The sequence below is a fragment of the Pseudoalteromonas fuliginea genome (genome assembly GCF_000690055.1).
Lineage (GTDB): Bacteria > Pseudomonadota > Gammaproteobacteria > Enterobacterales > Alteromonadaceae > Pseudoalteromonas > Pseudoalteromonas fuliginea.
In genome coordinates this window covers 24,553-38,729 of record NZ_JJNZ01000028.1, presented here as the reverse complement: position 1 = coordinate 38,729, position 14,177 = coordinate 24,553, and the positions used below count along the sequence as shown (strand labels likewise).

Below are 14,177 nucleotides of genomic sequence, written 5' to 3'. Positions count from 1 at the left end.
TTCTATTTACTTGTTAGTTATAAACACTATCAAGGGTTTCTGATTTTCACTTGATAGTTAACAAGTAAATAGAATTGGCTTTTTTAAGGTCACCTTTATGGCAACAACTAACTCGCGCACGCTTGCTCGGTTTATGCTTCTTCCTAGTGTAATTTTATTACTTGCTTGGATGATAGTTCCGCTGTGTATGACACTGTATTTTTCATTTATTGATTACAACTTACTCGTTCCTGGGGATAAAGAGTTTGTAGGCTTTTTAAACTATGAATTTTTCCTAACTGATCCGGCTTTTTTTGAATCATTTTTTAACACGCTTTATCTAGTAACTGGGGTTTTACTTATCACTATATGTGGTGGTATTGGCTTAGCTATTTTACTAGACCAAGCAATATGGGGACGAAATTACGTTCGCATTATGGTACTAGCCCCATTTTTTGTAATGCCAACTGTGTCGGCATTGGTATGGAAAAATATGCTAATGAACCCAGTTAATGGCTTATTTGCACACTTTGCAATTTGGCTTGGCTTTGAACCTATCGACTTTTTTGCTCAAATGCCGTTATTTTCAATCATCATAATTGTGTCTTGGCAGTGGTTACCATTTGCAGCATTAATACTGCTAACAGCAATACAATCATTAGACCGTGAACAATTAGAAGCGGCTGATTTAGATGGAGCTGGGCCATTTAGTAAGTTTTTTTACATCGTTTTGCCGCACTTATCGCGCGCTATAACCGCTGTTATTTTAATCGAAACTATATTTTTACTGTCAATCTTTGCTGAAATATTAGTTACAACTAGTGGCGGCCCTGGTTATTCGTCGACCAATATTACGTACTTAATTTACACGCAATCACTACTTCAATTTGATGTAGGTGGCGGTTCGGCAGGGGGCATAGTTGCAGTTATTATTGCAAATATAGTCGCTATATTTTTAATGCGCTTAATTGGCAAAAACTTGGAGGGTTAATTATGACTATAAAAGATAGCCGTCGTTCCAAACTAATTTATACCATTGCTGCATGGACAATAAGCGGCATGATTTTCTTTCCAATTTTATGGACGTTAATCACCAGCTTTAAGACGGAAGCTGAAGCAATTTCAGCAAGCCCAAGCTTATATGCGTTTGATTGGACGCTCGAAAATTACCGCGATGTACTGTCACGTTCGCCATACTTTAACCATTTTTGGAACTCTGTGGTTATATCGTTAGGTTCAAGTTTGCTGGGTTTATTAATTGCTGTACCTGCAGCTTGGTCTATGGCTTTTGTACAAACTAAAAAAACAAAGCATTTATTAATGTGGATGCTTTCAACCAAAATGTTACCGCCAGTAGGGGTACTTATTCCGATTTATTTATTGTTTCGAGACTTTGCGCTACTCGATACAAAATTAGGTTTAGTGATTGTAATGACACTCATTAACTTACCAATAATGGTATGGATGCTGTACACCTACTTTAGAGAAATACCAAACGAAATACTTGAAGCTTCACGTATGGATGGCGCAACAATTGGTGAAGAAATATTCCATGTTCTATTACCAATAGCCTTACCGGGTATAGCCTCAACGCTATTGTTAAATGTAATTTTGTCGTGGAACGAAGCATTTTGGACACTTATTTTAACCGCTGCAAATGCTGCACCTTTAACGGCATTTATTGCCAGTTACTCAAGCCCTGAGGGGTTATTTTACGCTAAGTTATCGGCAGCATCTGCCATGGCCATTGTGCCAATTTTAATACTTGGTTGGTTTAGTCAAAAACAATTAGTGCGTGGATTAAGTTTCGGCGCAGTAAAATAGGAGAATACACATGGGCAGCATCACACTAAAACAAGTCACTAAAAACTTTGATGAAGTTAACGTAATTAAACCACTCGATCTAGAAATTAAAGACGGTGAGTTTATCGTATTTGTTGGGCCATCAGGCTGTGGTAAATCAACATTACTTCGTATGATCGCAGGGCTTGAAGATACCACCAGTGGTAATATAGAAATTGACGGCATTGACGCTACAAAAACACCGCCTGCAAAAAGAGGCTTAGCAATGGTGTTTCAATCCTACGCGTTGTATCCGCATATGACAGTGCGTAACAATATTGCTTTCCCTTTAAAAAGAGCCAAAGTTAGCCCAGCAGAAATCGAAAGTAAAATTGCTAACGCCGCTAAAATTCTTAATTTGACCGATTATTTAGACCGAAAGCCTGGGCAATTATCGGGTGGTCAGCGCCAGCGTGTAGCGATAGGGCGCGCAATTGTTCGTCAGCCTTCGGCATTTTTATTTGATGAACCGCTTTCAAACCTTGATGCGTCACTACGTGTAAATATGCGTTTAGAAATATCTGAATTACATAAAAGTTTAGCTACAACAATGACTTATGTTACGCACGATCAGGTTGAAGCTATGACAATGGCAGATAGAATCGCGGTATTTAATGCCGGTATTATTGAACAGGTAGGCACACCTTTAGAGCTTTATAAAAACCCAGTAAACAAATTTGTAGCTGGTTTTATTGGCTCTCCAAAAATGAACTTTATAGATGCTCCACAAAATGAAGATGCGAATGTTAGTTGTATTGGTATACGACCAGAGCATATAACACTCTCTACTGAGCAAGGAACGTGGGCTGGTACTGTCGGTGTAATTGAGCATTTAGGATCGGAGAGCTTTTTACATATAAATATTGAAGGCAAAGGGACCGTAACAGTAAAAGCAGATGGTGATTGTCCGTTAAAATATGGCGACAGTATTTACCTAAGCGCACCGGCTGATAAAGTATTAAAGTTTGATAATAACGGTTTAACAATTCGCTAGAGCCAATCTTTAATTACCTTAAATAGCACCTTTATAATGGTGCTATTAACTAAATTCTAATTACATAATCCTATGAAACCTAGGTATTTTTTATTAAGGAATGGTATATTTATAACTATAAATAACAAAAACGTTATTAATAAATAGATACTCCAAAATTAATAAAATAATTTATATAGCAGCACATATAATTGAAATTATGTAATGAAAATAAGGACTTAGTTTTCCTTCTATTTTAAGAGGTTTACGTGGTAAAGCTATCAAATACAGAAATTAGAAAGCTAGATGATGCAGCCAGAGCAGGGTGGTTATATTATGTTGGCGGTAACACACAAGATGAAATTGCTAAAAAGCTAAATATATCTCGCCAATCTGCACAAAGAATGGTCGCATTATCTGTGAGCCAAGGATTAATTAAAGTTAGACTTGACCACCCGATTGCTAAATGTATGGATTTGGCCGAAAAATTAAAAAGCCGTTTTGGGTTAGATTCGTGTGAAGTTGTACCGAGCGATCCATCTGAACCATCATCTACATTAGGTTTGGCTCAAGCTGGCGCGGCAGAAATAGAACGTCATTTAAAATCAGAACAACCCAAAGTACTTGCTATGGGAACCGGTCGAGTTTTACGTTCATGTGTAGATGAACTAAGAACCGTCGATTGTCCGCAACATAAAATTGTAGCCATGCTAGGTAATATGGCTTTGGATGGATCGGCTTCACCTTATGATGTTGTAGTAAGAATGGCCGAACACACCAATGCAAAACATTACCCAATGCCATTGCCAGTTTTACCCAGAAGCATTGAAGAAAAAGAACAGTTACACGCACAACAAAATATTACCGGTAATTTAAAACTCGCTAAAGATGCCGATGTAACATTTGTGGGTATTGGTAGCTTAGGTGAAAAGTCGCCATTACATATAGATGGTTTTATTGATGCGCAAGAACTTAAAGAGTTACAAGATCTTGGTGCTGTTGGTGAAATGATTAGTTGGGTGTTTGATAAAAACGGTAAGCTTTTAGATTGCACAGTTAATCAGCGTGTAGCAAGTACGCCATTAAAAACAAATGCTAACAAACAGATTTATGCGATAGCTGCTGGTGAAGAAAAAGTGTTAGCCATTTTGGGCGCAGTAAGGTCAAACATGATCAGTGGATTAATCACTAACGAATATACAGCTGAGCGTTTATTAAGTATTGATTAAACAAATTGAGAAATAAATTATCTGTATTAATAATACCTGTTATTGTAATAAAATCACTTAATGTCCGATACCGTCTAGTATTGGACATAGCAAGGGCGCATTTAAGCGCTCTTTCTATATATATACATTAACTACCTATAATTTATATTATGTTAAATAGCATAAATAAATACATAACCAAGTTACTCACCTTCATTAATTAACGTATAAACGCGATATTTTGACTGTTTAATAAGCATTAACCTACTTATTTTAAAAATTAATGTTTTTGCCACTTTACGCTATTTGTTACTTAAACATATAAAAATACCGCTTGGTTATTAATATAATCAAGCGGTATTACAATGATTGTCTAATCGCTACTTTACTCAATAAAACCTAACATATTGAAATAAAAAGCTTTTTTAACAAACCTGGTAATTCACTAGAATGTTTTATCATTCATAAATTCACTAATAAGCTCAGACACTTTATCTGGATGTTCGTCTACAACCCAGTGTGCGGCTTTATCTATCCAAACCAATGACGAATTTGGAATTGCTTCTTCTAACATTGGTGCATACTTTGGCTTTTGAAACTCGTCTTCTTTACCCCATATTATGAGTGTTTCATGAGGTAAGCTTTTAAGATCGCCTGTAATAGCTTCGGTATATTCTTTATTGAGCCTGCGCATGTTACTAAATAAAGCGGCTTTTCCTTTTTCATTACTCCATGGTGTTAAGTATATTTTCATCAACTCTTCAGTCATTACGTTCGAGTCGTAAACGCCTTTGGGCATGAAATCTCTTAATGTATCAACAAATTCATCTACAGATGTTTTTTCTTCTACGCCTGGTTCTAGTAAAGGTTCAAATTCTGGTATTGGCCAAGAATCAAAACATACACTATCAAGTAAAACCAACCCGTTTACTTTATCTGGATGATTTACAGCCATTAATTGAGCAACACCACCACCAATATCATGTGCAGCTATATTAACTTTAGAAATACCGAGTTCTTCCATAAACTTACACATTATTCTACATTGCGCATTTATAGAAACATCGGTGTTAATTGGCATATCAGATTCACCAAAGTTTAGTAAATCAGGCGCTATTACTCGATATTTTGATGCAAGTTTTGGCATCACATTTCGCCATAAAAATTTATTAGTCGGAATACCGTGTATCAATAATAAAGGTGTTCCTTGTCCCATTTCTTGATAAGCAATTTGATGACCTTCTACTGTAACGTACTGTGTTTTGCTCATGCTTGTGCCTCGTTAATTTAAAAAATTATAATGTTTATTAAACTATAAAATTTGAATATAGCCTTATAAAGCAAATTCCATCCCAAGATGAGCATTTATTAGTTATTAAAAAATTATAATAATTTAAAGTCAAACCCTTGTGATACCTGGGCTTTAGGCTAAATAAGTTTATTTGTTTTTTATTATTATAGAGTTTGATAATTGTGATTGTTAAACCACTTTAAGAAGTGTGAAACGTTTGCTCTTATATTTGCAACAATTACAAAAGCGAAGTTGCTAATACTTTAAAGGAATAATTTGAAGTAATTATTCTTATTAAAGGATTTTTACAAGTTTAAATAAATTAAAGGTTCATATACACAAAAGCGCTAAATAAATATTAGCGCTTTGAAAATTACAATTTAAGTTTTTAGTAAGCTATAAATAAAAACAGTGAACCGCCCTACTGTTTTTTATAAATCAGTCCAATAAGGATTTAATATTTTCAATAAGCACATTTTTTTTAACTGGTTTTAATAATTGGCCATCAAAACCTAAATTAATATATTTATTTTCACTAAAAGTATGTGCAATAATTTTTGTTGTGGTTTTATCAATGTGCTTTCTTATTTTTAGCATCGCATCTGTGCCCGTAAATTCAGGCATAATTATATCCATTAAAATAATGTCATAATTATTTTGTGAAACCATAATAAGTGCTTCTGCCGCACTTGAAGCAAAATCAACGTTAAAACATTCATCTTCAAGCATTTTTTTTATAACAATCTCAATTAAAAGATCGTCATCTACCAACAATACATTGATAAGTTTATTTTGGCTTTGTGTTATGGAGGAAATGTTATTCGGCATCGCTTTATTAGCTGGCTTTGGTTTTACAAACTCTTTAACATTACTTTCTGATGACATTGATAATTTACCCCTAGTATTTTTTGAGTTTGTAACTTATATAAAATTAATTACTTACTATGTAGGTATATATCGGCAGCTTGAAGAATTTACTTAATAATATATAACCACTGTTCTTTATATAAAGCAATTATTGGCCCAAGTAATTTATGTTTAAAATTAGTAACTTATTTACTGCTCAATAAGATTTTTAATTGTGATTAGCAAATTGCGATGCAAAATTAATTTTATTAAGCTGTTATCCGTGAGGTTCAGAAAGGCGGGTGTTTTTACTGTATAGGAAGTAAAACACAGACTTGATTATCTATGTTTTACAGTTTAACTAAAATAGTTTTAATGCAGTGCTGCCGTGAACGGGATGCTTTTACAGATTTTAGCTTCAGCTATAAGCAATTCTTCTAAACGTATATCCACTTCCTCTTTTTCGAAGTACTCGTAAGCAAGTTCAACAAAAAGATTTTTATGCTTTTCTTCTGATTTAGCGATAGCAACATAAAAGTCTTTTTCTTTACCCTCAGGAAGTGCTTGTGCAACTAAAGAAAAACGCTCGTGCCCTCTTGCTTCAATTACACCGCCAACCAGTAATCGGTCCATTAAAAAACCATCACGACCATGTCTAAACAGTGCACGAATTTGTTTTATATACGGATCTTTTTTGTCATCGCCTAAGTTTACATCACGCTCTAAAAGTAATTTAAGTACTTGTTTAAAATGTATTAATTCTTCTAGCGCTAAGTCGGTCATAGCTTTTACTAATTTACGTTTGTCTGGATAATGCGAAAGCATAGACATAGCCATACCCGATGCTTTTTTTTCTGCAGCGGCGTGATCTTGTAAAAAAGTATTAAAGTCAGCAAGGACAACTTCGGTCCATTCAAATGGGGTGTGATATTTTAATTCAAACATGTTCTATACAACTTAAATAATAATGCGGGGGATTTTAACGTATTTGATTTAAAAAATCTTGTAAGGCAGTAATTTATCTATGCGCCCTTTAGCCGTAGATTCAACTTTTAACGGGTGTTTAATATCGTTCCATGCGGTGACTTTGCCGCCCATATTCATTTTTTCAAAATCAGTTTTATCACTTTTTAATGCTAAAAAGTTGCATAACTTTTTGTAGCTTTCTGGTTTTGCTATATCAATGGATAAAAAATCGTTGTCGCGGTTATTAAAGTACGTTTGAGCGTCATTAAAATGTGTTTTATAGCAGTGAGTTAAATAACTATCGTCGCTAATATTATTAAGCGAAAGCTCACTAAATGTGTTTAAATAACAGCGTTTTATATGAATATTAAAGCCCCCGTCGCCGCGCGTTAAATTAGTGTGCATACGCGTTAAAAGTTGCTTTATTGATGCAAGCCACGCACTCAATTCGCGCTCTAAATAAATAAACTTAGAGTTTGGATAATGAATATCAAGCGCTTTAAAATCGTTAAATATGGGAGTGTCGGCAATTGCGCTGGCATTTTCAAAACAGGCATTAGTATACGCGGTATGCGCCGTTGTAATACCGAGCTCTAAAAATGCGTGGCACACACTGGTTGTGCCGGTACGCGGTAAACCTATTATAAATATTTTGCTCATTAACTTTTCTTTAATTAGCCACGTGTTACTAGCAATACAAAGGCGCTAACAATAATCACTAAAAATGTCGCAATAGTACCAATTTGGCGATATTTCAGGTTTTTTTCTACTATGCCTATATTTTGAAACACACGCCCTATTAATAACGCACCACCTAATATATGACAGTAATGGCTAGCAAGCCCTTGGTATTCTGCCAAAAAAAGTAAAATTAAAGCAATTGGCACGTACTCCATAAAGTTAGCATGGGCACGCACAGCACGTTGCAGCGTTGCGTTACCACTATCACCAAGTGATATCTGCTCCGCGCGGCGCACTTTTATTACGTTAAAGCTCAAATAAATGTAAAACAATGCAAGTAATGCAGCATAAGTTGAAATGATCATGGCGTTTTCCTGTTATTTTATCGCATAAGCATGCGCTTTATTATTGTGGGCGTGATAATAACATATAAATTTGAGCAGCATTATCAGAAGTTTAATAAATGCCTATGCTAAGCTAAGGGTATTAAGTAAGTAGAAAATTACATAAGGATTTTATGTTTGTACCTCGCAAAGTAGCCGACAGTTACCGTGAAATGATTAACAGTATTGGCTTTTACCCTTCTATGCTTTCAGTGGGCTTTTTAGTATTTGCCATTATAACTATGTCGGTTGAATATTTAGCCCCTATTGAGCAGCTAAAATCGTTTATATCGGTTGTACTTGTTGATAGCGCCGAAAACGCGCGTACTATTTTAAGCACTTTAGCAGGCAGTATTATTTCGCTTACCGTGTTTAGTTTTTCGATGGTAATGGTTGTTTTAAATTCGGCCAGTGCGAGTTTATCGCCTCGCGTAGTGCCAGGGCTTATTACGCGTAAATCACACCAAATGGTTTTGGGCTTTTATTTAGGCAGCATAATTTACTCAATTATTATGCTTATAAATATTAATAAGCTTGATGGTGGCAGTACGGCAATTCCTTCAATTGGTGTGTTATTCGCACTTATTTTTGGCTTGATTTCATTAGGTTTATTTGTATTTTTTATACATTCAATCTCTCGTGCTATTCAGGTTGATAATGTGTTAAATGGCTTATTTAGCCAAACTAAAAACGAAATTAAAACAATAATACAAAGGCAATCAGATCACCCAGTTGAAGACTTTCCAGACTTTAGCAAGTGGCACTCTGTTGTCAGTAAAACAGAGGGATATTATAAAGGCGTACATACCGATAAGCTGTGTGCCATTTTGGCAGAGCAAGATATAAAGGTATATATCTCTGTTAACCAAGGTTATTTTACAGTTAAAGGTTACCCGTTTTTAAAATGTAATAAAGATATAGCAAACGATGAAGCGCTGATAAATAAAATTCTCGACTGCTTTATTTTTTATATAGAAGAATACATTAGCGATCATTATCGTTATGGGTTGACGCAAATATCAGAAATTGCGGTTAAAGCAATGAGCCCAGGCATAAACGATCCAGGTACTGCGGTTAAATCAATTTATATGCTGAGCATTTTACTTATTCAAAGGCTTTCAATTAACGATATTAACTACTCGTTTAAGCACAGTGACAATGCCCCATTGCTATACCTTCATGAAACAAGCTTTGACGAATTATTACACGACAACTTTACACCGCTGCGTAATTACGCCAAAGGCGATGCATACGTAATGACAAACGTGCTTGAGGCGTTTAAAAACATTTTGTTTGTTGCCCATAAAGATACCGATGCACGCAACAGTTTATTTAATTATTTAAATGCAATTGTTGATGACATAAATGAACATGTAACTAATGAATACGACAGACGCGAAGTAACTAATATGCTTAACTCAATAGCGCGTATTAGCCAAGAGCAAGGTGAGAAGTTGGTGGCACGTTTTGAGCACCACCAAAAATAAAGTTTAATCTATGTAGTAAACAGCGTAGCTTGAAGCTGTTACTTTAATCTCTCCAGCATGGTAGGCATCAGGTACATAGTTACTTGGTGCGCTATCAGCCATCATTACTTTTTCTGCGCGCATGTACGGCTGCGACTGCACATTAAGTGGACTTAGTGATGCGCTGTACAATCCTTTTAAGTCAACGCCATAATCTTCACTAAATTCTTTTGCCGCATCGCGTGCATCTTTTATTGCTAATTTTTGCGCTTTTTTATGTAGTTCGCTGTAGTTACTTGCTAAAAATTGCGTTTGATTAATTTCGTTAATTCCGTTGTTAACTAAGCTTTGTAGTAACTCTGGGTATTTATTTATATCGCTGAGTTTTACCGTTAATGTGCGAGAAACTTTGAAGCCTTTAAAGTCTTGATTACCGGTTGTGCGGTTATATTGACTATCACGGTTTATTGAAATTTGCCCAGCATTTATATCACCTTCTCTAACCCCTACTTCTTTTACGAGCTTAATTGCTTTAGCGATGGTTAAATCGGTTTTATTTTTAGCTGCAATTAAGTCCTTATCAACTTCGGTAATACCTACACTAAGCTGTACGTAATCCGGCATTGTGGTAAGAGTGGCTTCGCCCTTTACGTAAATATGAGGGGCATCGGGAGTAGCTGCAGCAAGTGAATCAAAGCTAAGTACATTTAAAGCCAGCGCGCTACCTAAAACAAGGGTAAGAGTTTTCATTAAGTCGATCCTTTAATTTTGTTAAACCCAGTAAACACCGTACGCGGTTAATTAAATATGAACAAGCACAAAAAAACAGGCATTTGCCTGTTTTTTTGTTAAGCATTGTAACTGTGCCTACAACGTTATTTATTTTTAATTATGTATAAACCTAATTAAACACTACAACGCTTATAGTTACGGTATTTTGGTAACCAGTAATTTTTGTCTATTGCGGCCCATAAAGCATCATCAGTGATCTCAAGTGCAACACCTTCTTCAATCGCTTTTTTAGCAATAGCAAATGCAATACGTTTACTTAGCGTTTCAATTTCAGTAAGCGCAGGTAACAAACTACCTTTACCTGTATTGGCACGCGGCGACGACTCTGCAAGCATTTCACTAGACACACTTAACATTGCATCCGTAATACGCGTTGCTTTAGCGGCAATAACCCCTAAGCCAATACCTGGGAATATATAACTGTTGTTACATTGTGGAATTGGGAACGTTTCGCCATTGTACTCAACGGGTGCAAATGGGCTACCGGTTGCAACAAGCGCTTTACCATCTGTCCATTTAATTACATCTTCTGGGTATGCTTCTACCTGCTTAGATGGGTTACTTAATGGGAAAATAATAGGTTGCTCACAACCTGCGTGCATTGCACGAATTACCTGCTCGGTAAATAAACCTGGTTGGCCTGAAACACCAATTAAAATATCAGGTTCTGCACAGTGCATCACATCAAGAAGTGATGCGTATTCACCGCTGTAAGTCCAATCACTTAACGAGCCTTTAGGTTGTGCAAGTGCTTGTTGGAAGTCGCGTAAGCCTTCCATACCTTCACTAAGCAAGCCAAAACGGTCAACCATAAATACTTGGCTACGCGCTTGTGCTTCCGTAATGCCTTCAAAAACCATTTGGCTAATAATTTGCTCAGCAATACCACAACCAGCAGAACCAGCACCAACAAATACCACTTTTTGCTGGCTCAGTGTTGAATTTTTAACGCGACACGCAGCAAGTAAAGAACCAACCGTTACAGCCGCCGTACCTTGAATATCATCATTAAAGCTACAAATTTCATTGCGGTAGCGCTTAAGTAATGGCATTGCATTTGGCTGTGCAAAATCCTCAAACTGCAGCAATACATTTGGCCAGCGACGTTTAACCGCTTTAATGAATAAATCTAAAAACTCATCGTATTCGTCTTGAGCAATACGCTTATGGCGTGCGCCCATATACATAGGATCGTTCAAAAGCTTTTCGTTATTAGTACCTACATCAAGCATTACAGGTAATGTGTATGCTGGGCTTATACCACCACACGCTGTGTAAAGTGACAATTTACCAATTGGGATACCCATGCCACCAATCCCCTGATCGCCTAGGCCTAAAATACGTTCGCCATCGGTAACAACAATAACTTTTACTTTACCTTTAGTAGCGTTGCGTAAAATGTCATCAATTTGAAAACGGTCTTCGTACGAAATAAATAAGCCACGTGCACTGCGATAAATGTCTGAAAACTTTTCACAAGCGTCGCCAACTGTAGGCGTATAAATAATAGGCATCATCTCTTCAAGATGGTCACGCACTAAACGGTAGTACAGTGTTTCGTTGTTATCTTGGATTGCACGTAGGTAAATGTGCTTATTCAAATTTTCGGTAAAGCTAGAATACTGCTGATAACAACGCTCCACTTGCTCTTCAATTGTTTCAAAGCGTGGAGGAAGTAAACCAGCAAGATTGAAATTTTCGCGTTCTTTTTTACTAAAGGCACTGCCTTTGTTTAATAGCGGCGTTTCAATTAGGCCAGGGCCAGAATGATGAATATATAAGTAGTTAGGATCAGTATTTGTTGTCATATTTCCAAGCTTTAACGGAGTCTTAAGTTATGATCTGTCATTATCATTGTTAGAAGTTTAATTGCAATGACAATTAAGTTGGTCAGACCATTGAGAAAAACACTTGCAAGCCGCACTGCCTGCAAGTGTATTATACATAAATTAAAATTTGATAGTGACGTGATTATCAGTTAAATCAGATAATGCAACACCTTCACGGCGCGGATCGGCGCCGCCATACAATTTGTTATTTTTAATTTCAACGGCATGTAAGCCTGAGTTCAAATCGAGAACACGTACATTGTGTCCGCGTTTAGCAAGCAAAGGTGCAATAGCTTCAAGCGTTGTGCCTTTTTCAAGGCTGGTGTAATCGTTACGATTTGTTGTACGTGGTAAGTTTATAGCGTCTTGCGCTGATAAGTTCCAGTCAATAACGCCAACAACCACTTGCGCAACATAATCAATAATGCGACTACCACCAGGAGAACCCACAACTAAACGTAAGCTGCCATCTTTGTTAAATACCATTACTGGTGACATAGAGCTACGCGGGCGTTTACCAGCCTCTACACGGTTTGCTACAAGCTTGCCGTTTTTGCGTGGCGAAAGCGAAAAGTCAGTTAGTTGGTTATTTAAAATAAAACCATTAACCATAACCGTAGAGCCAAACGCCATTTCAATTGAACTGGTCATCGAAACTGCATTGCCTTTACTATCTACAACAGATACGTGTGAGGTAGAAGGTAATTCGTATGAATCATCCATTGCATAACTTAAGTACCCTACAGGATTACCAGCTATGGCTTTTTGATCTGTTTCTGTAATTAATTTAGCGCGCGAGGCAATGTAATCTTTGTTTAGTAGCTCTTTTGTAGGTACTTGAGTAAAATCGGGATCGCCCATGTACATATCGCGATCGGCAAATGCTATGCGCGAAGCTTGGCTAAAGTAATGAATCGCCTTTTCGCCGTTTGGCTTAAGTGCGCTCATATCTTTATGTTCAAGTAAGCCTAGCATTTGCAGTACCGCAACACCGCCACTGCTTGGTGGCGCCATAGAACACACATTATAGGCACGGTATTGTATACATACCGCATCGCGTTCTTTGCTTTTGTAATCTGCTAAGTCTTGTACGCTTAATTTGCCTGGGGCAATTTTAGAGCGCTGTACAGCATTAACCATTTGTTTAGCGTTTTCGCCTTTGTAAAATGCATCAATGCCTTGCTTTGCAATGTCTTTGTATAAATCTGCAAGCGGTTGATTCTTTTTAATTGTGCCCGTTTCAATCAGTTTACCATTTGGGTAAAAGTATTCGTTAATTATTGGCATGCTCATTACACCGGGGTTTAACTGGCGGGCTAATAAGCCATGTAAACGCGGCGAAACTACAAAGCCTTGCTCAGCAAGTTCAATAGCGGGTTTAAAAAGTTCTTCCCATGGCAATATACCGTATTGTTTGTGCGCACTTGCAAAGGCATGCAAAATACCGGGTACACCAACAGAGCGTCCGCCTACAACCGCTTCAATCCACTTAACGGCTTTACCGTGCTTATCTAAAAACAGCGTTTCGTCTGCGTTTGCAGGTGCGGTTTCGCGGCCATCAAAACTAGTCAGTTTATTGTTAGCTTTGTTGTAATACATCATAAATGTACCACCGCCAATACCAGAGGATTGCGGCTCAACTAAAGTAAGCACTAGTTGAGTTGCTATTGCAGCGTCAACGGCACTGCCGCCTTGGGCTAAAATTTGTTGACCGGCTCTTGAAGCATACGGATTTGCCGCTGCAACCATGTACTTGTCACCTACCACAACTTGCTTGTGACTAAGGCCCGTTGCGGCTTCTGGTTCGCGAGTTTCTATCGGTTGCTGTGCAAAAGAAGGCAATGTTATTGCGCACAGTCCAATAGCAAATAATGAGTTAAGTTTAAAATGCATAAAAAGTCTAAAAACACTTAATAACGAT

General features: G+C 37.0%; 13 protein-coding genes. 5 read left to right on the top strand and 8 right to left on the bottom strand.

What is annotated here, in order from left to right; all coding sequences use genetic code 11:
- Nucleotides 1-97: 97 nt before the first annotated feature.
- From DC53_RS10815 to DC53_RS10830, 4 genes are all read left to right on the top strand, one after another.
- Nucleotides 98-970, top strand: coding sequence for a carbohydrate ABC transporter permease (locus DC53_RS10815; RefSeq protein ID WP_007377153.1), 873 nt, complete (start codon nucleotides 98-100; stop codon nucleotides 968-970).
- Nucleotides 971-972: 2 nt separating this feature from the next.
- Nucleotides 973-1,803 carry a carbohydrate ABC transporter permease gene (locus tag DC53_RS10820; protein WP_002960878.1) on the top strand — a complete coding sequence of 277 codons (831 nt, stop codon included), beginning with the start codon at nucleotides 973-975 and terminating at the stop codon, nucleotides 1,801-1,803.
- A gap of 10 nt (nucleotides 1,804-1,813) precedes the next feature.
- Nucleotides 1,814-2,815, top strand: coding sequence for an ABC transporter ATP-binding protein (locus tag DC53_RS10825; RefSeq protein WP_033029599.1), 1,002 nt, complete (start codon nucleotides 1,814-1,816; stop codon nucleotides 2,813-2,815).
- Nucleotides 2,816-3,063: 248 nt separating this feature from the next.
- Complete coding sequence (locus DC53_RS10830; protein ID WP_002960874.1) at nucleotides 3,064-4,023, top strand: sugar-binding transcriptional regulator; 960 nt, start codon at nucleotides 3,064-3,066, stop codon at nucleotides 4,021-4,023.
- 424 nt (nucleotides 4,024-4,447) lie between these two features.
- Here DC53_RS10830 and DC53_RS10835 read toward each other — a convergent pair whose 3' ends face one another.
- The 5 genes from DC53_RS10835 to DC53_RS10855 all read right to left on the bottom strand — a co-directional run bounded on the left by DC53_RS10835 (nucleotide 4,448) and on the right by DC53_RS10855 (nucleotide 8,151).
- Nucleotides 4,448-5,272 (bottom strand): alpha/beta fold hydrolase, encoded by an 825-nt coding sequence (locus tag DC53_RS10835; protein ID WP_033029597.1) that lies wholly within the window; start codon nucleotides 5,270-5,272, stop codon nucleotides 4,448-4,450.
- Nucleotides 5,273-5,731: 459 nt separating this feature from the next.
- A complete protein-coding gene (locus tag DC53_RS10840; RefSeq protein WP_007377156.1) occupies nucleotides 5,732-6,178 on the bottom strand; it encodes a response regulator in 447 nt (148 codons plus the stop codon).
- A 333-nt stretch (nucleotides 6,179-6,511) separates the two neighbouring features.
- A complete protein-coding gene (locus DC53_RS10845) occupies nucleotides 6,512-7,084 on the bottom strand; it encodes a MiaE family protein (RefSeq protein ID WP_033029595.1) in 573 nt (190 codons plus the stop codon).
- Between the two features lie 48 nt (nucleotides 7,085-7,132).
- Nucleotides 7,133-7,765, bottom strand: a complete 633-nt coding sequence (locus DC53_RS10850; RefSeq protein WP_033029593.1) for a sulfotransferase — start codon at nucleotides 7,763-7,765, stop codon at nucleotides 7,133-7,135.
- Nucleotides 7,766-7,779: 14 nt separating this feature from the next.
- On the bottom strand, nucleotides 7,780-8,151 hold the full coding sequence (locus DC53_RS10855) for an MAPEG family protein (RefSeq protein ID WP_008133520.1): 372 nt from the start codon (nucleotides 8,149-8,151) through the stop codon (nucleotides 7,780-7,782).
- Between the two features lie 152 nt (nucleotides 8,152-8,303).
- Here DC53_RS10855 and DC53_RS10860 point away from each other — a divergent pair, with 152 nt between their 5' ends.
- The gene (locus DC53_RS10860) at nucleotides 8,304-9,656 is read left to right on the top strand and encodes a DUF2254 domain-containing protein (RefSeq protein WP_033029591.1); all 1,353 of its coding nucleotides are present in this window, start codon (nucleotides 8,304-8,306) and stop codon (nucleotides 9,654-9,656) included.
- 3 nt (nucleotides 9,657-9,659) lie between these two features.
- Here the strand turns inward: DC53_RS10860 and DC53_RS10865 are convergent, their stop codons facing one another.
- The 3 genes from DC53_RS10865 to ggt all read right to left on the bottom strand — a co-directional run bounded on the left by DC53_RS10865 (nucleotide 9,660) and on the right by ggt (nucleotide 14,149).
- Nucleotides 9,660-10,385 carry an SIMPL domain-containing protein gene (locus tag DC53_RS10865; RefSeq protein ID WP_033029589.1) on the bottom strand — a complete coding sequence of 242 codons (726 nt, stop codon included), beginning with the start codon at nucleotides 10,383-10,385 and terminating at the stop codon, nucleotides 9,660-9,662.
- Between the two features lie 155 nt (nucleotides 10,386-10,540).
- Nucleotides 10,541-12,235, bottom strand: a complete 1,695-nt coding sequence (locus tag DC53_RS10870) for an NAD-dependent malic enzyme (protein WP_007377162.1) — start codon at nucleotides 12,233-12,235, stop codon at nucleotides 10,541-10,543.
- Between the two features lie 141 nt (nucleotides 12,236-12,376).
- On the bottom strand, nucleotides 12,377-14,149 hold the full coding sequence (ggt, locus tag DC53_RS10875; protein WP_033029647.1) for a gamma-glutamyltransferase: 1,773 nt from the start codon (nucleotides 14,147-14,149) through the stop codon (nucleotides 12,377-12,379).
- Nucleotides 14,150-14,177 lie beyond the last annotated feature (28 nt).

Bases quoted from the DNA above. Each gene is read 5' to 3' on its own strand.
- DC53_RS10815 (WP_007377153.1), top strand. From the start codon at position 98: ATGGCAACAACTAACTCGCGCACGCTTGCTCGGTTTATGCTTCTTCCT.
- DC53_RS10820 (WP_002960878.1), top strand. From the start codon at position 973: ATGACTATAAAAGATAGCCGTCGTTCCAAACTAATTTATACCATTGCT.
- DC53_RS10825 (WP_033029599.1), top strand. From the start codon at position 1,814: ATGGGCAGCATCACACTAAAACAAGTCACTAAAAACTTTGATGAAGTT.
- DC53_RS10835 (WP_033029597.1), bottom strand. From the start codon at position 5,272: ATGAGCAAAACACAGTACGTTACAGTAGAAGGTCATCAAATTGCTTAT.
- DC53_RS10840 (WP_007377156.1), bottom strand. From the start codon at position 6,178: ATGTCATCAGAAAGTAATGTTAAAGAGTTTGTAAAACCAAAGCCAGCT.
- DC53_RS10845 (WP_033029595.1), bottom strand. From the start codon at position 7,084: ATGTTTGAATTAAAATATCACACCCCATTTGAATGGACCGAAGTTGTC.
- DC53_RS10850 (WP_033029593.1), bottom strand. From the start codon at position 7,765: ATGAGCAAAATATTTATAATAGGTTTACCGCGTACCGGCACAACCAGT.
- DC53_RS10855 (WP_008133520.1), bottom strand. From the start codon at position 8,151: ATGATCATTTCAACTTATGCTGCATTACTTGCATTGTTTTACATTTAT.
- DC53_RS10860 (WP_033029591.1), top strand. From the start codon at position 8,304: ATGTTTGTACCTCGCAAAGTAGCCGACAGTTACCGTGAAATGATTAAC.
- DC53_RS10865 (WP_033029589.1), bottom strand. From the start codon at position 10,385: ATGAAAACTCTTACCCTTGTTTTAGGTAGCGCGCTGGCTTTAAATGTA.
- DC53_RS10870 (WP_007377162.1), bottom strand. From the start codon at position 12,235: ATGACAACAAATACTGATCCTAACTACTTATATATTCATCATTCTGGC.
- ggt (WP_033029647.1), bottom strand. From the start codon at position 14,149: ATGCATTTTAAACTTAACTCATTATTTGCTATTGGACTGTGCGCAATA.